The organism is Hanstruepera marina, from assembly GCF_019880635.1.
GTDB lineage: Bacteria > Bacteroidota > Bacteroidia > Flavobacteriales > Flavobacteriaceae > Hanstruepera > Hanstruepera marina.
The window spans coordinates 40,888-66,273 of the sequence record NZ_JAINVX010000004.1 but is presented as its reverse complement, the minus strand read 5'-3'; the positions used below and the strand labels follow the sequence as shown (position 1 = coordinate 66,273).

General features: G+C 34.7%; 21 protein-coding genes. 11 read left to right on the top strand and 10 right to left on the bottom strand.

Annotated features, from left to right (window positions below):
• The first annotated feature begins 87 nt into the window (after positions 1–87).
• Positions 88–1,179, top strand: a complete 1,092-nt coding sequence (locus K7G76_RS11095; RefSeq protein ID WP_223034293.1) for a hypothetical protein — start codon at positions 88–90, stop codon at positions 1,177–1,179.
• Positions 1,180–1,257: 78 nt separating this feature from the next.
• Here the strand turns inward: K7G76_RS11095 and K7G76_RS11090 are convergent, their stop codons facing one another.
• The 4 genes from K7G76_RS11090 to K7G76_RS11075 are packed head-to-tail and all read right to left on the bottom strand — an operon-like array spanning position 1,258 to position 6,717.
• Positions 1,258–2,712, bottom strand: coding sequence for a lipopolysaccharide biosynthesis protein (locus K7G76_RS11090; protein ID WP_223034292.1), 1,455 nt, complete (start codon positions 2,710–2,712; stop codon positions 1,258–1,260).
• A complete protein-coding gene (locus tag K7G76_RS11085; RefSeq protein ID WP_223034291.1) occupies positions 2,713–3,990 on the bottom strand; it encodes a glycosyltransferase family 4 protein in 1,278 nt (425 codons plus the stop codon). It abuts the gene before it with no gap.
• On the bottom strand, positions 3,983–6,409 hold the full coding sequence (locus K7G76_RS11080) for a YfhO family protein (RefSeq protein ID WP_223034290.1): 2,427 nt from the start codon (positions 6,407–6,409) through the stop codon (positions 3,983–3,985). The genes K7G76_RS11085 and K7G76_RS11080 overlap by 8 nt, the downstream gene beginning before the upstream one ends.
• Before the next feature lie 29 nt (positions 6,410–6,438).
• Positions 6,439–6,717 (bottom strand): DUF4834 family protein, encoded by a 279-nt coding sequence (locus K7G76_RS11075; protein ID WP_223034289.1) that lies wholly within the window; start codon positions 6,715–6,717, stop codon positions 6,439–6,441.
• A 103-nt stretch (positions 6,718–6,820) separates the two neighbouring features.
• On the opposite strand from K7G76_RS11075, the gene K7G76_RS11070 reads away from it, so the two are divergent.
• Together K7G76_RS11070 and K7G76_RS11065 are read left to right on the top strand one after the other, a co-directional pair.
• Positions 6,821–7,810: a transporter gene (locus tag K7G76_RS11070; RefSeq protein ID WP_223034288.1), complete on the top strand. Its 990-nt coding sequence runs from the start codon at positions 6,821–6,823 to the stop codon at positions 7,808–7,810.
• An 18-nt stretch (positions 7,811–7,828) separates the two neighbouring features.
• The gene (locus K7G76_RS11065; protein WP_223034287.1) at positions 7,829–8,947 is read left to right on the top strand and encodes a GTP cyclohydrolase; all 1,119 of its coding nucleotides are present in this window, start codon (positions 7,829–7,831) and stop codon (positions 8,945–8,947) included.
• Positions 8,948–8,993: 46 nt separating this feature from the next.
• Here K7G76_RS11065 and K7G76_RS11060 read toward each other — a convergent pair whose 3' ends face one another.
• The 3 genes from K7G76_RS11060 to K7G76_RS11050 form a co-directional block, all read right to left on the bottom strand.
• The gene (locus K7G76_RS11060; protein WP_223034286.1) at positions 8,994–10,253 is read right to left on the bottom strand and encodes an aminotransferase class I/II-fold pyridoxal phosphate-dependent enzyme; all 1,260 of its coding nucleotides are present in this window, start codon (positions 10,251–10,253) and stop codon (positions 8,994–8,996) included.
• A 139-nt stretch (positions 10,254–10,392) separates the two neighbouring features.
• Entirely contained in the window at positions 10,393–11,433 is a 1,041-nt protein-coding gene (locus K7G76_RS11055; protein WP_223034285.1) for a PLP-dependent cysteine synthase family protein, read from the bottom strand.
• 79 nt (positions 11,434–11,512) lie between these two features.
• Positions 11,513–13,570, bottom strand: a complete 2,058-nt coding sequence (locus K7G76_RS11050; protein ID WP_223034284.1) for a S9 family peptidase — start codon at positions 13,568–13,570, stop codon at positions 11,513–11,515.
• Positions 13,571–13,644: 74 nt separating this feature from the next.
• Here K7G76_RS11050 and K7G76_RS11045 point away from each other — a divergent pair, with 74 nt between their 5' ends.
• Both K7G76_RS11045 and K7G76_RS11040 read left to right on the top strand, forming a co-directional pair.
• Positions 13,645–13,968 (top strand): YbaB/EbfC family nucleoid-associated protein, encoded by a 324-nt coding sequence (locus K7G76_RS11045; protein ID WP_223034283.1) that lies wholly within the window; start codon positions 13,645–13,647, stop codon positions 13,966–13,968.
• A gap of 93 nt (positions 13,969–14,061) precedes the next feature.
• The gene (locus K7G76_RS11040; RefSeq protein ID WP_223034282.1) at positions 14,062–14,391 is read left to right on the top strand and encodes a YegP family protein; all 330 of its coding nucleotides are present in this window, start codon (positions 14,062–14,064) and stop codon (positions 14,389–14,391) included.
• A gap of 57 nt (positions 14,392–14,448) precedes the next feature.
• Here K7G76_RS11040 and K7G76_RS11035 read toward each other — a convergent pair whose 3' ends face one another.
• On the bottom strand, positions 14,449–15,471 hold the full coding sequence (locus tag K7G76_RS11035) for a threonine aldolase family protein (protein ID WP_223034281.1): 1,023 nt from the start codon (positions 15,469–15,471) through the stop codon (positions 14,449–14,451).
• A gap of 90 nt (positions 15,472–15,561) precedes the next feature.
• Here K7G76_RS11035 and prfB point away from each other — a divergent pair.
• The 3 genes from prfB (at position 15,562) to K7G76_RS11020 (ending at position 19,597) form a co-directional block, all read left to right on the top strand.
• Positions 15,562–16,672 (top strand): peptide chain release factor 2 gene (gene prfB, locus K7G76_RS11030; RefSeq protein ID WP_223034280.1). Its coding sequence is split into 2 segments (ribosomal slippage): positions 15,562–15,624 and positions 15,626–16,672, totalling 1,110 coding nucleotides; the frame shifts between segments, so codons are not numbered across the junction.
• A gap of 9 nt (positions 16,673–16,681) precedes the next feature.
• Entirely contained in the window at positions 16,682–17,023 is a 342-nt protein-coding gene (gene arsC, locus K7G76_RS11025; protein WP_223034279.1) for an arsenate reductase (glutaredoxin), read from the top strand.
• Between the two features lie 111 nt (positions 17,024–17,134).
• Positions 17,135–19,597: a TonB-dependent receptor domain-containing protein gene (locus K7G76_RS11020; protein WP_223034278.1), complete on the top strand. Its 2,463-nt coding sequence runs from the start codon at positions 17,135–17,137 to the stop codon at positions 19,595–19,597.
• Between the two features lie 76 nt (positions 19,598–19,673).
• Here K7G76_RS11020 and K7G76_RS11015 read toward each other — a convergent pair whose 3' ends face one another.
• A complete protein-coding gene (locus tag K7G76_RS11015; RefSeq protein WP_223034277.1) occupies positions 19,674–19,847 on the bottom strand; it encodes a hypothetical protein in 174 nt (57 codons plus the stop codon).
• Positions 19,848–20,037: 190 nt separating this feature from the next.
• Here K7G76_RS11015 and fumC point away from each other — a divergent pair, with 190 nt between their 5' ends.
• The 3 genes from fumC to hutI all read left to right on the top strand — a co-directional run bounded on the left by fumC (position 20,038) and on the right by hutI (position 24,217).
• On the top strand, positions 20,038–21,435 hold the full coding sequence (fumC, locus tag K7G76_RS11010) for a class II fumarate hydratase (RefSeq protein WP_223034276.1): 1,398 nt from the start codon (positions 20,038–20,040) through the stop codon (positions 21,433–21,435).
• 40 nt (positions 21,436–21,475) lie between these two features.
• Positions 21,476–22,885: a T9SS type A sorting domain-containing protein gene (locus tag K7G76_RS11005; protein ID WP_223034275.1), complete on the top strand. Its 1,410-nt coding sequence runs from the start codon at positions 21,476–21,478 to the stop codon at positions 22,883–22,885.
• Positions 22,886–22,978: 93 nt separating this feature from the next.
• Positions 22,979–24,217 carry an imidazolonepropionase gene (gene hutI / locus K7G76_RS11000; protein ID WP_223034274.1) on the top strand — a complete coding sequence of 413 codons (1,239 nt, stop codon included), beginning with the start codon at positions 22,979–22,981 and terminating at the stop codon, positions 24,215–24,217.
• A 90-nt stretch (positions 24,218–24,307) separates the two neighbouring features.
• On the opposite strand, the gene K7G76_RS10995 is transcribed toward hutI, so the two are convergent.
• Positions 24,308–25,195 (bottom strand): chromosome partitioning protein ParA, encoded by an 888-nt coding sequence (locus K7G76_RS10995; RefSeq protein WP_223034273.1) that lies wholly within the window; start codon positions 25,193–25,195, stop codon positions 24,308–24,310.
• Positions 25,196–25,386 lie beyond the last annotated feature (191 nt).

The following is a 25,386-nucleotide window of genomic DNA, read 5'->3' as shown; positions in this document are numbered from 1 at the left end:
AAGTAAAACACCTCATTCTTACCCCTATTACAATTTTTGGCACGTTGTTTGAAACGTAATTATATGTTAAACCTTAATTCTACGATTATGAAACGTATTCTATTACTTTTTACAGTTCTATTAGCATCCAATTTTGCTGTAAACGCTGCCACAACCAATAAAACAAATGACCATTCAGCTTCAAATTATGTATCAGGTTATGGTAACTCGTTCATATTTGTAGAAGCAGGAATTGAGTTTTCGGTTTTTCCTGATGGTCAGTTTGATTTTTACATGCCTAATTATGGTCCCAACGTAAATGTTGCTGTAAACGCACCTGGTGTAAGCATCAGCTTTAATTCTGGCTTTGATTATAACCCCTATGTTCAGTACGACGAGTTTGGGGCAATCATTCAAATTGAAAATGTTCCTATTTATTATGACTATTATGGTCGTGTACGACAAGTTGGTGATATTTTTATAAACTATAATCGTATAGGTTATGTTTCACGCGTTGGCGGACTATATGTTTATTACAACAGTTACAATCGTTTTTCTTATTGTACGGGTTTTATAAATCCATTTAATAGAGTTTATGTGTACAGACCTTGGCACAGATATTACCGCGTACCTGCCTATAACCATTGTGTAGTTTACAATAGACCTTACAGACAATATTACAACCCGGTGAGGTATACTTACACAACGCCTTATAGAAACAACTACAGACGCACTACTGCAGTAGCCAGCAGACGTGGAACAACAGTTCAAAAAAACAGAAATTTAGCTACAAGGAATTATACTAATACTGGTAGACGAAATACTGTAGCCAATAACAGTACACCTAGCAGACGTCAAGTTACGTCTAACTCTGGAAGGTCTCAAATCAATAACCGTTCTACTAATAGACGATCTGTAGAACAAACCACTCGATCTGAACGTAGTTCTAGATCAACAGTTAGAGAAAATTCAAGAAACGAGAGACGTACTATAAAAAATAATTCTAGAACGCGGTCGCAAGTAACAAAGCGTCCAAATAATTCATCAAGAAGAGTAGCTTCCATTGATAGATCTGGTAGAACGCAAAAAATGAAAAATAATAAGCGCTATGAAAAACCAAAAGCGCAAAATTCTCGTACATATAGTAAAGACAGCAATAGAAAAACCAGAAACAACTCTAAAGGTCGATCTGGTAGATAATATAAACGTTTTGGTTGGTTAGTTAGAAAGTCCTGCGAATAGTATGCGCCTCAAAGCACATTCGTGGGATTTTCTCATTTAACGTTTTAAGACTTTATTGATTATGGCAGTAATATCTTCTGAAAAATTAAAAACATAAACGACCAAACCATAAAATAAGCTCACCAAGATTGTTTTCAATGCAATATTTAGAATGGGGTGAAACGCAAAGTCCCAAAAATAAAACACACCAATACTTACCAGTATAAGCATGAATACTTTACCTGTATGACTACTAAATGGCAGCATTTTAAATTTATAGTTGACAAAAATAATTTTTGATAAATCATAAAGGAAAACAGCAACAAATGTCGCAAAGGCAGCTCCATTAATGCCATACATAGGTATAAAAATTATATTTAAAACGACCGTTAAAACTGCCAAAAAAACACCTAGAAGCAATACCATTCTATAATAATCGCTATTAAATAAAATAGCATTGTTATTGCCCAACAAACTATCCAATAGTTTAGAAAAACTAATAATGAAAACAATCACCAATCCATTGGCATAATTATCATCAATTAGCTTATACATCTCATTGATGTTTAAAATAATGAGTAAAAAAATAAATCCGCTGATTATAAATAAGTTTAAGGAGCTTTTTTTATATAAAGTTTTTAGTTCAAACTTATTCTTCTCGTTCAAATACTTTGCGGTCAGCGGACTCACAATTTGATGCATTGAGCGTGATGGTACACTAATAACACTGGCAATGTAAATAGCAACACCATAATAAGCTATGTTTTCTATTGCTATATAACGGTTTAGCATAAACTTATCGATCTCTAAAATAACATTGGCTACTGATCCTGCAATTATTATTAATGAAGTGTACTTTAGAACTGATGACAGGTTATTTATTTTATAAAGCTTAAAACTAGGAACTCTTAAACTATATGCATATAATTTCATTATTAGTGTACGTAACATGTAAACTATCATAATGCTATATATTAATTCTTGCACTGTTAGCATCTCATAATACAAAGCAAATAATAACCCCATTATACAAACCCTATGAAAGACCTCTTTCATAAAGTTCCCAAAAACACTTTGCATTTGTACGCGAGACCAAGCATAAAACACTTCGAAATATGAGAAACAAATAGCCGTTATAAAAATTACCCAAACATAGTCCTCCACAATTGTATTAGATCCAGCCAACCAATGACTAATACCATCAAAAGCAATAAAAAGCACAATTGTTGCTGGAATAATAATTACTAAAGGCAAAAACAACATTAACACTAAAAAGCTATTTTGTGCTTGCCGTGTTTTATAGGATGAATAAAACTTAACTATGGTATTATGTACACCAAAAGCAAAAATGGGCATCAATACATTCGCCGTAGACAAGATGTAAGTCACCAGACCAAAATACTCATCGCTCATAAATTGCGTGAACAAAAACAATACATTAATGGCACCAATACCAAAACCCAGATAGGTTGTAATGGTGTTTTTAATAGACTGATTTATAACTATTCCCATTTATATGAGTTCTGCTAGAGTCTTGGTTAATGCTTTTCGGCTATATTTTTGAAGACCAATACCATGTGATTGTAAGTTACCTTCTTTATAACTTAAATAATGCTTTAAAATTATATCTTTAATAGCCTTGTAATTATCATAATAGAAATACGAGCCCGTATTGGTTTCTTTTAGAATACCTTCAACGTCAGAACCTTTTGGGCCAATGGCTAGAATAGGTCTTTCTGAAACCATGTACTCAAATAGTTTTCCAGGAATAATGCTTACAGTATCTGGCGAATCAATTTCTATCAGCAACAATACTTGCGAGTTTTTTTGATTTACAACTGCTTGTTTATGTGTTATGTATCCTAAATTTATTAAATAATTGGTTAAACCAAAGTCATTCAAGGATTTTAATACTTCTTCACTTACATGACCCACAAGTTTTAATTGAAAATCATCAGCAAAGCCTGGATGTGTATCTATTAAATCTTTAAGAACTTTCCAAAGCACTTCTGGATTTCTTTCGGACAATAGAGAGCCAATATGCGCCAAGGAAAATTTAGTGTCTAATTTTTTTTCGTTTTGTGGTAACACATCATAACCATTGGTAATTACATGAATAGGTCTGCTTGTGATTTCTGAAAATTCTTGTTTCGTAACTTGGCTCGTAACCACAATTTGATCTGCAGCTTGCAATACAGCCTTTTCTAACTGTTTATGCTTGTTTTTAGAATTCTTTGTTAATTTTAACTGCTTGTGATAACCAATAGTTGTCCAAGGGTCTCTAAAATCTGCAATCCACTTTATATTTTCACTTTTTTGCAATTCCAAGCCTATTAAATGCAAGCTATGCGGAGGACCAGTCGTTATTACTGTTTCAATATTAAAGTCACGGATATAGGTGCTTAAATACTGAACCGAAGGCCTTACCCATTTCTTTCGGGCATCGGGAATAAACAAATTACCTCGAACGAAAAGCAACAACCTATCAACCAGTGTTTGCGATGATTCATTTGGGATAATACCTTTACTTATGGATTTCGACTTTTTCCTTGACAATAAGCCAGCAAACTTATAAGGTTCATTTATAGGCTGCTTAATGATAGTCACATCGGCAGGAACCTCTTGCTCTAAACTCTCGTCAATTATGGGGTAATTAGGATTTGACGGTATATAAACAATTGGTTTTATGCCATAATCGGGTAAATACTTTACAAATTTCAACCAACGCTGAACACCCGGACCACCAGCGGGTGGCCAATAATACGTAATAATAAGCGCCTCTTTACGCACTTTCTTTTGTGTTAGATTTTAATTGATACCATAAGCCACCAATAATTAGTAAAACCAAAACAACAGAGCTTGCCAAAGCAATACTACTTCCAGTTTTAATAACTTGTGGTTCAAACTTAAACTCAATGGTATGCTTTCCAGAAGGAATAGGCATGGCGCGCAAAACATAATTAACTCGTGTATGCGGCACCAAATTGCCATCTAAATAAGCATTCCACCCCTTATCATAGAACACTTCTGAAAATACTGCAAAACCATCAGAACTGGAATTTGATTTATATCTAATATAATTTGGCCTATACTCTTCTACTGCAATACTTGCCAACGAATCAACAGTGAATGTTTTACTAGAAACATCAGGCATGGTCGTTATAGCCACGCGTTTTGTGTTTAAACTATCCAACAACTGAATTTCCTCATTAGCAGATGAAACCTGTTTCAATTCTTCAACAAACCACGCATTACCGTTTGTTTCCGTATTAGTATATGGAAATATATTACCTTCATCATCTTCGGCAATAATGTATTTGGTATTCAACATACTCAATACATTTAAGTTGTTTCGCAAAACATGAAATTCATATAAATCATTATAGCGTTTTAGTTTTGCTGCATGATAACCTCCTAATGAATTATGAAAATAAGCCGCCCTAGCACCTCCTGAAGTTACATCTAATACTCTAAAGTGTTCTGGGTCTTTTTGAATAAGCAAATCGGCTTGATTGGCATTATAAGGCTTATTAACTTTTAAAGCAGAAACAAAGTTGTCGTTGTTTACATATCGCCTATCAACTCCCACCAAATCAAAGACTAACAAAAGACCTAAAATTACAATCACTTTTGTTTGTGATAATTTCTCCTTTATATACAGAAACACCACTCCTGATGCCAACAACACTAACACTAAAGTTCTAATGGTGTCTTGAGTAAACAACATTTTACGATCTTTAATGATAGCATCAATAAATTGAGGTCCGTAATTCTGACGATATACACCATCATTAGCCCCAACAAAACTGAATAATGACGACTTAAAGAGCAAGAACAACAATGCTAGTCCAGCACAAATAACAACCGTTATTTTAAGTGCTTTTAGCTTTTCAGCTTTATTGTCAAAATCGTTAAACAAGCGTACCAATCCAAAAATCGCTAAAACAGGAACACACAATTCCAATATAACCTGAATGGAGCTTACAGCCCTAAATTTGTTATACAAAGGCACATAGTCTATAAAGAAATTGGTTATAAACGTAAAAGGCTCACTATCTCCATAGGACAGAATTAAAGCCATGATGCTTCCACTAACTAGCCACCATTTTAATCGACCCTTTACTAAAAACAAGGCCAAAACAAATAAAAATAGTATAACCGCTCCAATATAAGCTGGTGCTTCCACAATGGTCTGTTCGCCCCAATATGTTGGCATTTGCTTGGTTTGCTCCAAAGCTTGAAGGGGCGTGGCTCCAATACTTAAAAAGAAATCGTAAGAAGCCGATTCCTTTCCAACATCTTCATAGCTTCCTCCACCCATAAAACGTGGTATATACAAATTAAAGGTTTCCAATAGCCCATAACTGTACTCGGTAATATAATCTCTATCTAAACCCGAAGTCACTTCTTTTGGCGAGCCATCTGGTTTTATGGTCAATTCACTTTGGCTACGTGTGCTTTCACTGGCATATTCTTTTGTCGCCAATACATTTGTCGCATTTAAACCTAAAGCTAGAACTACGGCTAACACTAATATTCCTATCGATTTAAAAAAGTGAGGCAAACACTGTTTTTTGTAAGCATCAATTGCATAAACTACGCCTAAAGCAATAACCAACAGCATTAAATAATACGTCATTTGAAAATGGTTGGCCACCAACTCCAATGCCATAGCAACAGCTGTCAATAAAAATCCGCAAACATATTGTTTTCGAAACACTAATAGGATACCACTTAAAACCAAGGGCATATAAGCAATAGCGTGTGCTTTGGCATTATGTCCAACGCCCAAAATAATAATGAGATACGTGGAAAAACCAAATGCCAACGCTCCTAAAGCAGCCAATTTAAAGTCGACTTTCATAACCAAAAGCAGCACATAAAACCCCATTAAATACAGAAACAGATAATCGGCTGGCCTTGGTAAAAACCTTAATGCTAAATCCAGTTTCTTAATATAATTATGTGGATATTTTGCTCCTAATTGATACGTAGGCATACCTCCAAAGGCACTGTTAGTCCAATAGGTTTCTTCGCCAGTGTTTGCTCGATAATCATTTTGCTGCTTAGACATTCCAATATAGTGCATAATATCACTTTGAAATATCGCTTTACCTTTTAATACAGGATTAAAATAAGCTAGTGAAACAACCACAAAGCCTATAAGTACTAAAATATGTGGAATACTCTTCTTTAGAGAAAATTGCATGAATACGTATTAATGAATGAATGCGAAAATTAATCAATTTCTTCGTAATCTACATATTCGCCTACATTTTTATTTGAAGATTTTGAATTCGGCATTTTATCAATTGAGACTTCCCCTTCTCTTTTTTGTTGCTCTTGGTTATTGTTGTATTGATTGAATTGTTGACCAAATTGCTTTTCGGCTTTTTTGGTAACATAACGCAATAACGCAGGAGCAAATAATCTAGAAAGAATTTTTATTCCATAATAGACTAAAAGAATGATAAGAATGGTTTTCATCACGCCTGTTAAAGATGCGTATTGTAACATGAGGTAAAATTTTAAACAAAAATACAATTCTAAACGCTTAAAATCTGTTTTAAATACTTAAAAAAAATATAATATCTATATATTTGGCATTAAACAAGAACTCATGAAATCTATCAAAACCTATTTGTTGGCATTCGTTTTTTTGTCATCGTTTTATAGCTTCTCACAATATACCGAAGTTATTAATTCAAATCGTCCCGGTGTTTCATTAAGTGCGTTTTCTGTTGGAACCAATGTGGTTCAATTTGAAGTAGGCCCTTATTTATTAAACGAAAACCATAACCCACTTAATCGTGAAGACAAAAGTTATGGTGTTGACTTTGCCGTTCGTTATGGCTTTTTATTTCCGCAGTTGGAAGTAAGTGTAGGCGGTGCTTTTCAATCTACAAAACGCAATTACACGAATATTCCTAATAGCGAAGAAACCTATAGCAACTTTAAGTCGCTTACCGCTGGTGTTAAGTATCTTGTTTACGATCCTTATAAAAATTCTGGAGAAGAACAGCCTAACCTTTATAGCTGGAAAGCCAACCATAGTTTTAAATGGAGGCACTTAATTCCAGCCATATCTGTATATGCAGGCATTAACTATGATACGTCAGACAATCCTTATACAGCTGCAGGCGTTGAAGGCATTAGTCCGCGTGTTTTAATTGCTTCGCAAAACAACTTTTCTAGTGGTTGGGTTTATGTCATGAATTTTATGTTGGACCGCATTGGAACCGATCAGCAAGATTTTTCCTATGTGTTAACCCTAACCAAATCTATTTTTGATCAGTGGGCTGTTTTTGGCGAATTTCAAGGTATTAGTAGCGATTTTTATGCTGACAATTTAATTCGATTTGGTGGTGCCTATTTATGGACCAGAAATTTCCAACTCGATACCGCCCTTACTTTCAATACCAAAGATACACCTGCTGTTTTTGGCATTACTTTGGGTGCTTCGTACCGCTTGGATTTTCATAAGGATAAAGAAGGAAAAGATGGTACATCGGCTGAAGAGGAATTAGAACGCCGTGAAAATAAAGCGCGTGGGAAAAGCGAGAATAAGCGCCAAAAAGAAGATACCAATTTTGATGATGATGGCATTTAAGCCCTAGTGATACGATTTATGATAGAATTACGAGAAGTCCAAACCAAAAAAGAATTAAAGGCATTTGTAACCTTCCCTTTTCAATTATATAAAAATTCAAAGTATTGGGTGCCGCCTATCATTTCTGATGAAATGGAGACCTTAAGTGCCGATAAAAATCCTGCTTTTGAATCGGCTGAAGCTCGATTTTTTATAGCTTATAAAAACCAAAACATGGTTGGTCGTGTTGCGGCCATTATTAATACTATTGAAATTAACGAACAACAGGTCAAGAAAATGCGCTTTGGTTGGTTTGATGCCATTGACGACATTGATGTATCTAAAGCCTTACTCAATAAAGTTGAAGACATTGGTAAAGAACACCAATTAGAATTTGTAGAAGGCCCAGTAGGATTTTCCAATTTAGATAAAAATGGTGCACTAACCGAAGGTTTCGACCATATTGGCACTATGGCAACTTGGTACAATCACCCTTATTATATTGAGCACTTTAAAACATTGGGTTACAGCCCTGAAAAGGTTTATATTGAAAGTAAGTTTATGGTAAGTGAAGTACCTACAGAGCGTTTTACCCGTGTTGCAGACATTGTAAAAAAGCGTTTTAATCTTTGGTCAAGTAATTTCACTAAAACTTCTGAAGTTATTCCCCATGTAGATGAAATGTTTGCCTTATTTAATGAATCATACAAAGAACTGCCTACCTATGTGCCAATTACCAAAAAACAACAAGCCTATTTTAAGAAAAAGTTTATAAACTTTATAGATCCGGAATATATTAAGTTTGTTTTTGACAAGGACAATAACATGATTGCCTTTGCCATTGTTTTACCTTCGTTTTCAGAAGCCTTACAACAAATAAAGGGTAAGTTGTTCCCGTTTGGGTTTTTAAAATTGTTAAAGGCCAAAAAACACAACAAAACCGCTTTGTTGTATTTAATTGGCGTTGACCCAACTTACCAAAGTAAGGGTGTTACTGCTATTATTTTTAAAGATATTTACGATGTGTTTGTTAAAAAGGATATTGAAACCTGTATACGGTTGCCAGAATTGGAAGATAATTTAGCCGAACAACAAATTTGGAAAGATTTTAATTCTGAAATAATAAAAAGACGAAAAACGTTTAAAAAAACACTATAAAAAAACCTCTCGACATGAGAGGTTTTTTATTTATATATTTTATTGCTTACTTATCCATTGCAGCCGCAACTGCTGCCGATAAGCGCTTATAGGTTCCATTTTCCAATCGTGACCGTATGGCATCAAAAGCATCCAATGTTTCTTTTACATCTTCCAATGTATGTGTTGCTGTTGGTATCATACGTAACAAGATTAATCCCTTAGGAATTACAGGGTAAACAACAATAGAACAGAAAATACCGTAATTTTCACGTAAATCCTTTACCAAGGCCATGGCTTCAGGAATGCTACCTTGTAAATACACAGGTGTTACACAACTTTGCGTGGTGCCTATATCGAATCCGCGTTCTTTTAAGCCCGATTGCAAGGCATTAACAATAGTCCATAAATTTTGCTTAAGTTCTGGCATGGTGCGTAACATGTCTAAACGTTTTAATGCACCAACAACCAATTGCATTTGCAATGATTTAGCAAACATTTGCGAACGCAAGTTATATTTTAAGTAGTCAATTATTTCTTGGTCTGCAGCAATAAAAGCACCAGTACTAGCCATAGACTTTGCAAATGTTGCAAAATATACGTCAATGCCATCTTGAACACCTTGTTCCTCACCTGCTCCTGCTCCAGTAGCTCCAAGCGTTCCGAAACCGTGTGCATCATCCACGAAAAAGCGGAAGTTATATTTCTCTTTTAGGGCAACAATTTCCTTTAAACGGCCTTGCTCACCACGCATACCAAAAACACCTTCAGAGATCACCAAAATACCGCCTCCTGTTTGTTCTGCCATTTTGGTAGCACGTTCCAGGTTCTTCTCCAAACTTTCAACATCATTATGCTTATAGGTAAATCGCTTACCCATATGTAGGCGAACACCATCGATTATACATGCGTGTGCATCAACATCGTATACAATAATATCGTCTTTAGACACTAAAGCATCAATTGTTGATACCATACCTTGATAACCAAAGTTTAACAAATAAGCCGCTTCTTTGTTCACAAAAGCCGCCAATTCATTTTGAAGTTGTTCATGTAATTCGGTATGGCCAGACATCATTCTGGCTCCCATTGGATAAGCCGAACCATATTTTGCTCCAGCTTCAGCATCAACCTTCCTTACTTCTGGGTGGTTGGCCAAACCTAAATAATCGTTAATACTCCAAGTAATTACTTCTTTTCCTTGGAATTTCATTCTATTTGAGATTTCACCTTCTAATTTTGGAAACACAAAATAACCTTCGGCTTGTGAGGCCCACTTTCCTAAAGGCCCTTTGTCTCTATATATCTTTTCAAATAAATCTTTCATACACAGCTATTAATCTGGTTAGTTGGGCAAAATTAAATATTTATACAGTTCCAGCATAATTATTTACTGCCTTATTATTAAGAAAGACAGCCAACTTTTTAACAAAAAAGCTAGCTGTCTCCATATTTTTAAAATAACACTACTTTATATGTTCAATGCTTTCTGCAGCTTCTTCATGAATACTATCAAAAAAGCCTTGTTCATTCATCCATTTGTCACTGTAAATCTTGCTCATATATCGTGAACCATGATCAGGAAAAATAACAACTACAACATCGTTAGATCCAAAAACCTCGTCTTCATTTAGTTGTTTAATAGCTTGCATGGCAGCTCCAGAAGTGTACCCAACAAAAAGCCCTTCGGTTTTTGCTATTTCCCTAGCTGTATGTGCACTTGATTCATCGGTAACCTTCACAAACTCGTCAATGACATCAAACTCTGTAGCTGATGGAATTAAATTTTTCCCCAAACCTTCAATACGGTAAGGGTAGATTTCCTTTTCATCAAACTCTCTGGTTTCATGGTACTTCTTTAAAACTGAACCGTAAGCGTCAACACCAATTACTTTAATATTAGGGTTTTGCTCTTTTAAATATTTAGCAGTACCTGAAATTGTTCCGCCTGTTCCACTGCAAGCCACCAAATGCGTAATCTTACCTTCGGTTTGGCTCCAAATTTCCGGTCCTGTGGAGTTATAGTGTGCATCAATATTCAATTCGTTAAAATATTGATTGATATAAACCGAACCTTTTATTTCTTCATGAAGACGTTTGGCTACTTGGTAATACGACCTGGGGTCGTCTGCACTTACATGAGCAGGACATACATAAACCTTGGCACCCATGGTTTTTAGCATATCTATCTTATCTGCAGATGATTTTGAACTTACTGCAAGAATACAATTATAGCCTTTAATGATACTTACCATTGCAATACTGAAACCTGTGTTACCAGAAGTGGTTTCTATAATAGTATCGCCAGGTTTTAAAATACCCTTTTTTTCGGCTTGTTCGATAATATATAATGCTATTCTATCTTTTGATGAATGACCTGGATTAAAGGCCTCAACTTTGGCAAAGTAATTGCCCTTTAAAGTTTCAGTAATTGTATTTAGTTTTATTAATGGTGTATTACCTATTAAGTCTAAAACATTATCAAAAACTTGGTTGTCTTTTTTCATAAATGCTTATTAAACAGCTACGATTACTATTGATTTAAATCGCAGTCCAAAACCTCGCAAAAATACAATTTTTTTTCGACTATTGACTTATTCCTTCCAAATCTAACAAAAAAGCATATTCCAAAGCGACTTCCTTAAGGCTTTCAAAACGCCCTGAAGCGCCGCCATGACCTGTATCCATGTCGGTGTGTAACAGGAGTATATTGGAATCTGTTTTTAACTCCCTAAGCTTGGCAACCCACTTTGCCGGTTCCCAATATTGTACTTGAGAGTCATGAATTCCCGTTGTAACCAATACATTTGGGTAATCTTGGTCAGTAACATTATCATAAGGCGAATACGACTTCATATAATTGTAATAATCTTTTTCATTAGGGTTTCCCCATTCATCATACTCACCAGTAGTTAAAGGTATAGAATCATCTAACATAGTTGTTACAACATCTACAAATGGAACCGCAGCTATAACGCCTTTATATAGGTCTGGTTCGCAATTCATTATCGCTCCCATCAATAAACCACCGGCAGAGCCACCATAGGCATATAAATGGTCTTTTGAGGTGTAGTTTTCCTGGATTAAGAATTTAGAGCAATCTATAAAATCTGAAAACGTATTTTTCTTTTGTAATAATTTGCCCGATTCGTACCAATTTCTTCCTAAATACTCTCCACCACGAACATGAGCAATAACATAAATAAATCCACGGTTCAACAAACTCAACCGAATACTGGAAAAGTAAGGGTCTATTGTAGAACCATAAGATCCATAAGCATACAGCAGTAAAGGATTTTTACCGCTTAACTCCATGCCTTTTCTGTAAACCATGGACATTGGTATTTTTGTACCATCGTCAGCCGTTGCCCATAATCGTTTTGACTCGTATTCGCGTTTATCAAAATCACCCAATACGGCTTGTTCTTTTTTAATTGTTTTGGATTTGGTTTTAAAATCGTAATCAATTACAGAACTTGGTGTGGTTAATGAATTATAGCTATATCTTAATGTGGAACTGTTGAATTCAGGGTTGTTCCCAGTGTAAACCGTATAAGTCTCATCATCAAAAGGCAAATAATAGTCTTCCTGACCATCCCAACTGATTATTCGCAGTTTATTTAGTCCATTTTCACGCTCACTAACCACTAAGTACTCTTTGAATATTTCGATGTCTTCCAATAACACTTTTTCTCTGTGAGGAATTACATCCTCCCAAAACGATTTGTCGGTTAGGTTTTCAAGTGTCTTTTGAAGTTTAAAATTGGTGGCTTTGTCGCGATTTGTGATAATATAAAATGTATCGTTATAATGTGATATTCCGTATTCAATACCACGCTCACGCTTACTAAAAACCTTAAAATCTTGATTGGGTTTATCCGCAGGTAATATTCTATATTCTGAAGTTAACGTACTTGAAGCTCCAATTACAATGTACTTTCTAGATTTGGTTTTATATACAAAAGTATTAAACGTGTCATCGGTTTCATGATACACTTCAATATCATTTTCAGCGTCTGTATTTAATTGGTGCTTAAATATTTTAAATGCTCGTAATGTTACAGCATCCTTCCTTGAATAAAATAGTGTGCTATTGTCGTTGGCCCATGTGCAACTTCCAGAGGTGTTTTCAATTTTATCTGTATATATTTCTCCAGTCTTTAAATTTTTTATCTGGATGGTGTATTGCCTTCTACTAACAGTATCCACAGAAAAGGCTGCCAATGTATTATCTGGACTCACAGAAATACCGCCTAATTTAAAATAGGCATGACCTTTAGCCATGGCATTACAATCAAACATGATTTCTTCAGGTGCATCCAGACTCTCTTTTTTTCGAGTATAAACGGGATAGTCCTTACCGACCTCATATCGCGTAATATACCAATACCCATTATAGAAATAAGGAACCGACGTATCATCTTCCTTGATTCTTGCTTTCATTTCTTCAAATAATGATTTCTGCAGATCTTCGGTATGAGCCATAATCTGCAGGGTGTAATTATTTTCGGCGTTTAAATAATCTATAACCTCTTGGTCTTCCCTATTATTAAGCCAAAAGTAATTATCGATTCGTTCATCATCATGGATAATCAGTGCATGAGGGACTTTTTTGGCACGTGGTGGATTTAGTGTTTTTTTCAAAAAAATGCGTATTAATCAAGCACCAAAAATATAAAAATTAAATAGCTTTGCAGAGTAATTAAAACGATAATATTATGTTTGGAGATTTAATGGGAATGATGGGTAAATTAAAAGAAACCCAGAAAAAAGTAGAAGACACTAAAAAACGTTTAGATACGGTTCTGCTTGATGAATCAAGTAACGACAATAAATTGAAGGTTACCATAACAGCTAATAGAACTATTAAAAACCTTGTTATTGATGACGACTTGTTGAAAGACAAAGAACAATTGGAAGATTACTTAATTCTTACGCTTAACAAAGCTATAGAACGCGCAACCCATGTTCACGAAACCGAAATTGCAGCAGTAGCCAAAGATGGCATGCCTAACATTCCTGGAATGGATATGTTTAAGTAATTAGAAAATTAACAAAAATTTGATTTAACAATAAAAGCCTAAGCAAATATTTTGTATTTTAAGGGTTGATGAATTAACCAAATTTTTAAAATTATGTTCGAATTATTTCAAAGCGAAAACAACCAAAAGTATTACTTTAATTTAAAGGCCAAAAACGGTCAGATTATTCTATCCAGTCAAGGTTACGCGGATAAATCAGGCGCTAAAAACGGTATTGAATCGGTTAAGACGAATTGTGGTGACGACAGTAAGTTTGAGCGCAAAACGGCTTCAAATGGTAAATTTCATTTCAATATAAAAGCCGGTAACGGACAAATTATAGGCAGTAGCCAAATGTATGCCGGCGAATCTGGAATGGAAAATGGTATTGAGTCTGTAAAAACCAATGCTCCAGGTGCTGAAGTTGTTGACAAAACAGCTTAAGTTAGTATTTAAAAGAGCAAAAGCAAAAAGCATCAGAATTTCTGATGCTTTTTTATGTTAGAATTTCAAATTTTGTAAGCTTGATAAAAACTTATCATGCATGGCATCAGTATAATCCAAATGTGTAACCAAACGTAACTTTCCACTTCCCATGCCAATCATTTTTATACCTTCTTTATCTAAAGACTTAATAAAATGGACTTCATTCACATCATTATTCAATTCAAAAATAATGATATTGGTCTCTATAGGCTCAACTGATTTTATATAGTGTTGCTTACTTAACACCACTCCTATTTCTTTAGCACGTTTATGGTCTTCAGTCAAGCGTTCCAAATTGTTTTCCAATGCATATAAACCCGCAGCAGCCAAATAGCCAACTTGCCTCATATTGCCTCCAAATACTTTACGTACTCTAACAGCATCTTCCATAATAGCTTCATCTCCTATTAACACTGACCCTATTGGACAGCCTAAACCTTTACTTAAACACACCGAAATGGTATCAAAAAGTTCACCATACTGTTTAGGAGTTTCTTTCTTTTCTACCAAGGCGTTCCAAATTCGTGCACCATCTAAATGATAACCCAAATTATGGTCATCACAAACTGTTCGTATTTTTTTAAGTTCATCAAAATCCCAAAGCGACCCACCTCCTCTATTGGCAGTGTTTTCAACTTCTACCAAGGTGGTTTTAGCATAATAAAACGCATTAGGATTAATGGCCTCGCTTACCTGATTGGCTGTAAACATACCACGATTACCATCAATCAACTTACAGGATATTCCACTGTTAAACGATGCTCCTCCTGCTTCATAATTATAAATATGGGCATACTTATCGCAAATAACCTGTTCACCAGGATTGGTATGCAGTTTTAAAGCTGTTTGATTGGCCATACTGCCGCTAGGGAAAAACAAAGCCCTGTCTTTCCCAAACATGTTAGCCAAGCGTTCTTCCAACATTTTAACCGTTGGATCTTCATCAAAAACATCGTCTCCTACTTGTGCTTTTAGCATAGCTTCCAACATGCCTTGAGATGGTCTTGTAACGGTATCGCTTCGTAAATCTATTATCATGATATTATTTTAAAACATAAAACTATAAAATATATTACGTTAAATTTTATGTGACTGATAATAATTTTATTTTTGTTTAAAATTAAATCTATGATTACTTCAGATCAGATAAAAGATCTTAACACACGCCTAGTCAAGCTAAGGCACTATCTTTGACATAGATGCTAAATTGATAGAAATTCAAAACGAAGAAGAACAAACCTTTGATCCCAATTTCTGGAATGATTCCAAAGTGGCAGAAGCTATTATGCAATCCTTAAGAAGTAAAAAGAAATGGGTGGAAGACTTTAACGATGCCAAAGTATTGGTTGACGATTTAGAAGTCATTTACGAATTCTTCAAAGAGGGTGAATCTACTGCTGAAGATGTTGAAAATCGTTTTGACAAAGCACAAACCCTTATTGAGGATTTAGAGTTCAAAAACATGCTTTCAGATGAAGGCGACAGTTTGAGTGCTGTTTTGCAAATTACTGCTGGTGCTGGTGGAACCGAAAGTTGCGATTGGGCAAGCATGCTTATGCGCATGTATTTGATGTATGCCGAAAAAAGCGGATTTAAGGTAAAAGAATTAAACCTACAGGATGGTGATGTTGCCGGAATTAAAACCGTTACCCTCGAAATTGAGGGTGAGTTTGCATTTGGTTGGTTAAAAGGCGAAAACGGTGTTCACAGACTCGTGCGTATTTCACCATTTGACAGTAATGCCAAGCGCCATACTAGTTTTGCTTCTGTATATGTGTATCCTTTGGTTGATGACTCTATAGAAATTGAAATCAATCCTGCAGATATTGAAATTACAACCGCTCGCTCAAGTGGTGCAGGTGGGCAAAATGTGAACAAGGTTGAAACTAAAGTACAGCTTTTACACAAGCCTTCTGGTATTCAAATACAGTGTTCTGAAACGCGTTCTCAACATGATAATAGAGCTCGTGCATTGCAAATGTTGAAATCGCAATTGTATGAAATTGAATTGCAAAAGCAAATGGCACAGCGTGATGATATTGAAGCTGAAAAAATGAAAATTGAATGGGGAAGCCAAATTAGAAATTATGTTATGCACCCTTACAAGCTAGTTAAAGATGTAAGAACAAGTCATGAAACGGGCAATGTAGATGCTGTAATGGATGGTAATATACAACCGTTTTTAAAGGCCTACCTTATGATGATGGGACAAAAAGAATCGGAATCTGAAACTTTATAAATAAAAAATATGATCACAATATATCACAATAACCGTTGCAGTAAATCAAGACAAGGACTTGCTCTTTTAGAAGAATCTGGAAAACCCTTTACAACAAAAAAGTATCTTGAAGATGTCCCTTCAAAGCAAGAACTCAAGAATATTATTGTAATGTTAGGGATAAAACCTATAGAATTGGTTAGAAAAAACGAGAGTATTTGGAAAGAATACTATAAAAACAAGGAATTGACAGATTCACAAATCATTGAAGCCATGCTGGAAAACCCCAAACTTATTGAAAGACCAATAGTAATTAACGGTAATAAGGCTGTAATAGGTAGACCTCCCGAAAAAATATTAGAAATCATTTAACCTATTAAGCTTCAATACTTCAAAATTGAAGCTTTTTTATTTAACATAGTTTTAACCAAAGCCGTTTAAACCAAAGGCTATTTTTGCGGTCAAATAGCGAAAACCATTACAATGCAAAGAATATTCTTATCTCTATTATTTATAGGTATATCTTTTATTTCTTATTCTCAAAAGTCAAATGAAATCACCATTACAGGTAATGTATATGATAAAACTACCAATCAGCCATTAGAATATGCTACAGTAGCTTTTTTTAACATAGCCGAAAATCGTTTAGAAACAGGTAGTATAACCGATGCTGAAGGTGCTTTTAGTATACCTGTTCCAAGTGGAACATATGATATAACTGTTGAATTTATTGGTTTTGAAAAACTAACCATTCCCAATCAAGAGTTGACTGCAGATAGAAATTTAGGTAAAATAGGTTTAGCTGAAGGTGCTGAAGCCCTAGAAGAAGTTGAAATAATTGCCGAAACCACTACGGTTGAAATAAAGCTTGACAAAAAAATATACAATGTTGGTAAAGACTTAACGGTTCGTGGAGGAACAGTTAGTGATGTATTGGACAATGTACCATCGGTAGCCGTAGATGTAGAAGGCAATGTATCTTTAAGAGGAAATGAAAATGTTAGAATATTAATAAATGGTAAGCCATCAGGATTAGTTGGGTTAAACAGTACAGATGCCCTGCGACAATTACCTGCCGAATCCATTGAGCGCGTAGAAGTAATTACCTCTCCGTCAGCACGATATGATGCTGAAGGGACTGCAGGTATTTTAAACATCATCCTTAGAAGGAGTAAATTGCAAGGATTTAATGGTGCTGTAACGGCAAGTGCAGGATATCCTAAAGCTGCCGGTATTTCAGGTAATATCAATTACAGAACAGGTGATATCAATATTTTTAACACAACAAGTTATAATTATCGTGAAGTACCTGGGAATTCATCGTCTTATACACAATACTTCAATAAGGAATTTGATGATAACGGTAATGAAATTGCCGATAATCCAGACACCTATGCCAATGAAACCAATGATTACGACCGTATAAGAAAGGGGCTTAACACCAACTTTGGAGTAGAATGGTATATTACAGATTCCGCTTCGTTAACTGGTGCTATTTCATATAGAGATGGTAATAATGAAAGTAATACTACAAACATTTTAACACAGTATGATGAAAATGGCAATTTTGAGTCTGAAAGCAACCGCTTTGATCCTGAACAGGAGGAGGACAAGGTCATTCAATATTCCCTAAACTTCCAAAAGGATTTTAACACCAGTGGTCATAAGCTAACTATGGACTTCCAATATGAGGACAATTCTGAAGATGAGTATTCTGAAGTGTTATTAGAAGGTGTAAATACAGAGCGTGTTTCAACCCTAGAAGATCAACAACGTATTTTGCTTCAAGCAGACTATGTATTGCCTATTGGCGAAAGAAGTCAATTTGAATTAGGTTATCGTGGTAATTTTAATGACCAAAGTTCAGATTATAAGGTATGGTTTTTAGACCAAAACAGTAATGAATTTGAATTAAGCACGGGTTTATCTAATTTTTTAAATTACAGAGAATATATTAATGCCGCTTACACACAGTTTGGTAGTAAAATAGGCGAAAAATTTTCGTACTTACTAGGATTGCGTCTTGAAGAAACTCGTATCACTATTGATCAACCCACCAGTGGTGATTTTAACCGTAACAACTACTTGGGGTTATTTCCTACAGTGAACTTAAGTTACGAAATTAATGAAGATGAAAATGTAACCCTAGGTTATAGCAGACGCATTAGAAGACCGAGATCATGGTTTATCAATCCGTTTCCATCACGTTCTAGTGTAACGAGTATTTTTAGAGGTAACCCTAATCTAGCTCCTAGCTATTCCGGTTTATTTGATGTGGGTTATTACAAGAAGTTTGGTAAAGTCTCGCTTAACACCTCTGCTTACTACCAGCACGCTACAGATGCTTTTAGCTTTGTAAGTTATGATACTGGACAGACGGTTAATGTAGGTGGTCAAGTATTACCCATAATAGAACGATCGCCAATAAATCTAGCCGAAGAGGATCGTTTTGGTTTTGAATTTACGGTTACCTATAACCAATCCCGAAAATGGAATATTAATGCCAATTTCAATATTTTTCAACAATCTACCACAGGAACCACACCTAACGGTTTGTCATTGGATAATGATAACACCAGTTGGTTTGCAAGAATTAACAACAAATATACATTGCCATGGAATATAGAATGGCAAACCAGCCTAAATTATCGAGGGCCTTCAGCTGATGCTCAAAATAAGCGTGAAGGTGTTTTCTCTTCCAACATGGCATTTAGTAAAGATTTACTTAACGATAATGCCTCTATAGCATTGAACGTAAGCGATCTTTTAAACAGTAGAAAACGTATATCAGAAACCAATACACCAACATTTAGAAGTGAATCTGAATTTCAATGGCGTGAACGCAGTTTAATGTTATCATTCACATACCGATTCAATCAGCAGAAAAAGCGTCAGGATAGAAACCGAGGTGATAATGGTGGCGGTGATTTTGATTTTGAAGGGTGATTATTACCCATACTTTAAAGCATAAAAAAAAAGTCTAAATCATTAGACGTTTTTTTTTATAATCTTATAATAAATACTATGCTTGTCTTTTAGCTTTCTTTTCTTCACGAATTTCCTTCATACGTTCTAATAAAGCTCCACCAATCCAATAAGGAATAACAAAAGTGATTAAGAATATCATTAGCCAAAAACCTATGGTTAAAATGGTTAAAAACGCTAAAAATCCTAAATATTGGTCAAAATCAAACATGGTGGCTTTTTTTATAATTTACCGCAAAGATAAAACAAAGTCATTTGTTTCGCAATAGTAAAAACTATTTTATTAACATTTATTTTAACTTAATTAGTTATAAATAATTTAATACAAAAATCTCATTATCTCAAGCTGAATTTAGTATCAAAATTGTAATTTTGCGAAACAACTTATTATATTTAAAATCATGACTTTTAGAATTGAAAAAGATACCATGGGAGACGTTAAAGTTCCTTCAGACAAACTATGGGGAGCACAAACTGAACGCTCGAGAAATAATTTTAAGATTGGTGCACCCGCATCCATGCCATTAGAAATTGTGTACGGTTTTGCTTATTTAAAAAAGGCAGCTGCTTACACAAATTGTGAACTTGGTGTTTTATCTGAAGACAAACGTGATTTAATTGCTCAAGTCTGTGATGAAATTTTAGAAGGCAAACATGACGACCAATTTCCACTTGTTATTTGGCAAACTGGTTCTGGAACACAAAGTAACATGAATGTCAATGAGGTTATTGCCAATAGAGCGCACCAAATTGCAGGACATGTAATAGGCGAAGGTGAAAAAACCATTCAACCAAATGATGATGTTAATAAATCGCAATCTTCAAACGATACGTTTCCTACCGGGATGCATATTGCTGCTTATAAAAAAATAACAGAAATTACTATTCCTGGTATTATCCAATTACGAAACACTTTACATGAAAAATCAATAGCTTTTAAAGATGTTGTTAAAATTGGTAGAACGCATTTAATGGATGCTACCCCTTTAACACTAGGACAAGAATTTTCAGGTTACGTATCGCAATTAGATCATGGTTTAAAAGCATTAGAAAATACTATGCACCATTTATCTGAATTGGCTTTAGGTGGAACTGCTGTTGGTACAGGTTTAAATACACCCGATGGTTATGCTGAACTTGTTGCAAAGTATATTGCAGAATTTACAGATTTACCATTTATTACGGCTAAAAACAAATTTGAGGCTCTTGCTGCTCATGATGCTTTAGTTGAAACCCATGGTGCTTTAAAACAATTAGCTGTTTCTTTAAATAAAATTGCCAATGATATTCGGATGATGGCTTCTGGACCACGTTCGGGTATTGGTGAAATAATTATACCAGCAAATGAACCTGGGAGTTCTATTATGCCTGGAAAGGTAAACCCTACACAATGTGAAGCCATGACTATGGTATGTGCGCAAGTTATGGGTAATGATGTAGCTGTTACCGTGGGTGGTACTCAAGGACATTACGAATTAAATGTTTTTAAACCAGTTATGGCTGCTAATGTTCTTCATTCGGCTCAACTATTAGGTGATGCTTGTGTAAGCTTTGATGAGCATTGTGCTTCTGGTATTGAACCAAACTATAGCATTATAAAACAGTTATTAAACAACTCTTTGATGCTTGTTACTGCATTGAATACGAAAATTGGTTATTATAAAGCTGCAGAAATTGCTAACACCGCTCATAAAAATGGAACAACCTTAAAAGAAGAAGCCATTAATTTAGGTTATGTAACTGCTGAAGAATACGACGAGTGGGTAAAACCTGAAGATATGGTAGGTAGTCTTAAGTAAATTTAAATCAGTATATTAGATTAAATAAACCAAATAAATTATGAAACAAAAACTACTTTTTACTGTATTTACATTAATACTTATTGGAAATACATTTTCTCAAACAGTTTGGTCATCCTACAATACTGTAGATGGTGATCCAGGTGAAAATCCTTATGCTATGGCATCGGGTCAATTAGATCCTGATTCTTACCCTGATATAGTTGTCGGGATGTTAGTAGGAAATAAAGTCTTACTATACAAAAACAATGGTGATGGTACATTTGCTTCTTCAGTAGAAATTGGAACATTAAACGGAGTCTCTTATATTGCTATTGCTGATATTGATGGAATAAACGGAAATGACATTATAGTAAGTTCATATAACGACGGACGATTAGTTTGGTACGCCAACGATGGTTCAGGAAACTTTGGAACCGAAAATGTTATTTCTAGTACAGTAGCTGGAGCCGGTAGTATATATACTGGTTTAATTGATGGGGATTCCAACATTGATGTAGCTGTTTCAGCTTATTCTGCCAATAAAATTGTTTGGTTTTCAAATGATGGTGGCGGAACTTTTACTGGAGGTGAACAAACACTTGTTTCTCCAATTACTGAACCAGGTGATTTTGATATGGCTGACTTTGATGGTGATGGTGATTTAGATGCTGTTGTTACAACAGCTGAATGGGCTAACGGTGTAATTGATGTTTATTATAATAACCTGGTACCAAGTGGAACCGTATCGTTTATAGTGGACTCAAATAATGTGTCAAACTCTGGAAACACTTATCTTTTTGATGTTGATTTTGTAGACGTTGATAATGACGGTGGTTTAGATATATTAGTATCTGATAGTTATGGTGATTTTGCTTGGTACAAACGAGAAGTAGCAGGTACATATACCAAAACAACCATTACTTCCACAATTCCTAACCCAGGTATTTCCGAGGCTGTTGATGTTGACGGAGATTTAAAAAATGATCTTGTTTTATCAAATGGTGCAACTGGTGGTGACGATATAACTTGGCATAAAGCGGAAGGCGCAGCTCCAACAACCATAGGTGCGGAACAAACGGTAGATGGCTCGGGAATACAAAAACAGGTTTATGCCATGACCATTAATGATTTTGACAACGATGGTGATCAAGACATTGCTTCAATATCATATCAAGCTCCATCTGATGGTGTTTACTGGATTGAGAATCTACTAGAAACCCTTGATGTGGATGATTATACACTTTCAAATGAAATAAGCATTTACCCTAACCCCACAAATAATGTGCTTAATTTTAAAAGCTCATTTAATGAACCCATAAATCTATCTATTTACAATTTGTTAGGTCAAATTGTGCTATCACAAACAGTTAACAACAATACCGTTTTAGACGTTTCAGAGTTATCTAGTGGTTTATATACCATTCGATTGAACAATTCAAATGAAGTCATTAAATTCATAAAAAACTAAACGTTTTATCGTAAATTTTTAAACCGCCTTCAATTTTTTTGAAGGCGTTTTTTTATTACCTAAAAAATAATCAACTTTGAAAAAAATATCAACGTGACCACTTTAATAGCCAACATAAAAGAACTACTTCAGGTTAGAGATTCCAATGTTTCAATAGTTAAAGGTAAAGACATGAAAATCTTACCAACTTTAAAAAATGCATATTTATTAATAGATGATGATACTATTGTTCAATATGGTAGTATGACAGAATGTAATGGAATTGAAGCCGATACCACAATTGATGCCAATGGAAAAATAGTTTTGCCAACCTGGTGCGATTCTCATACACATATTGTATATGCTGGCAATAGGGAACAAGAATTTGTTGACAGAATAAATGGATTAAGCTATGAGGAAATTGCTAACCGAGGTGGAGGGATATTAAATTCGGCAGAAAAACTACAAAATATAAGCGAAGAAGACCTCTATAGCCAATCTGCTAAACGACTTGAACAAGTTATGAAACAAGGAACCGGAGCCATTGAAATTAAATCTGGCTATGGTCTAACTATAGAAGCTGAACTTAAAATGTTACGTGTAATCAAGCGTTTAAAACAGCATTATAATTTAAAAATTAGAGCCACACTTTTAGCAGCGCATGCTGTACCCAAAGAATATAAAAACAATAAAAATGGTTTTGTTGACTTGATTATAAATAAAATGATTCCTGAAGTAGCTAACAAAGAATTAGCAAAATATATAGATGTCTTTTGTGAAAAAGGGTACTTTGATTTGGAAGATACCGATAGAATTTTAGAATCCGGATTAAAATACGGCTTAATTCCAAAAATCCATGTCAATCAATTTAATGCATTTGGAGGAGTTGGAATGGGTGTAAAACATCACGCATTATCTGTTGATCATCTAGAGGAATTGAACGATGAAGATATTGATGTTCTTCGTAATTCCGATACGATACCTGTCGCATTACCATCATGCTCCTATTTTTTAAGTATTCCTTATACACCAGCCAGAAAAATAATAGATTCCGGATTGCCATTAGCTCTTGCCACAGATTATAATCCAGGTTCCACACCAAGTGGAAATATGAACTTTGTTTTAAGTACAGCCTGCATTAAAATGAAAATGACTCCTGAAGAAGCCATTAATGCTGCAACAATTAACGGTGCCTATGCTATGGGCATAAGCCATCGTTATGGTAGCATAACAAAAGGCAAAAAGGCTAACCTAATAATTACAAAAGAAGTACCGAGTTATAATTTCTTACCTTATGCATTTGGTGACAACCACATAGATCGGGTAATAATAAATGGCCAATTAATATCATAATTAAAAAAATATAAAAGCCCGAAAACAATAAAGTATTCGGGCTTTTTCATAATAACTAATCTATGGATATTAACTAATTAAAATGAGGTGTTATCGTAATGTGAATTCTGTTGTAGACACCAAATCCTTTTGGTTAAATACATTAACAACATAACGTCCTTTTTCAAAATTTTCGTCACCTTTACTCATTACATACTCACATACTTTTAAGCTGGCATTTTCATAATTGAATTTACTTACCAAACTGTAATTTAATGTCTTTTCACCAAACTGCACTTGCTCATTAACTCCTAAAGTATTGTTTTTAGGGTCGATAACTTGAACATATAATTCTTGTTCGCCAGATTCAACCAAAGTATTTTTTGGTACTGTAAAGCACACTCTAATTTTGTCTGATCGTCTTGCGCGTTCGGTAGGTATTAATTTTCCAGATGTACGCTCAATAACACCTTCACCAGATAAATTAACGGCGCCAAGAACAGATGCATTTTCAACAACTTCAGCTAAAGCTGTATTTTGAACCAGCAATGAGTCCGTAAACATTGTACGTTCCTCAAGACGTATTTGCGTACTGTCTAAAGAAACAGCAAGTAACTCGTTTTCTATTTTTAAACGATCGTTTTCAGTCAAAAGAACGTCCATTTCCTTTTGTAAGGCTAAATATTTAGACTTGTAACGGTACAAACTCTTAACATTAGTTTCTGATACTTTTAAAGAATCTATAAGTCCTTCAATGCGTTCCTTTGCTTCAACAAGCTTACTATTTGCTATGTCGTTTTCTCCAATTACGATATCGTATTGTTTAGCCATATTGCTCAAATCATTCATTACCAACTCTTTTTCTTGTTTCAATTGAGCCTCATTTTCCTTCTTCTCTGTATACAACTTAGAGGTATAAAATCCTGTTGCAATAAAAAGCACTAGTGCAATACCTAGCGCCACTTTTAGTCCCGTGTTGTTTTTACTGTTATTCTCCATGTTAACTTGTTTTTAGGTTTAGTTTTTTATGTTAAATTATTTTAAAGTATTTTTTACATACTTTTACTCTGTCGTTTTTTAACTCATATAAATTTGTTCAGACTGAAATCATTCCTCTTTTTTTAGAGTATTTATTGGATTAAAATCGAAAGAACAAATCAAAATAGTTAACCAACTTTACAAGTATATAC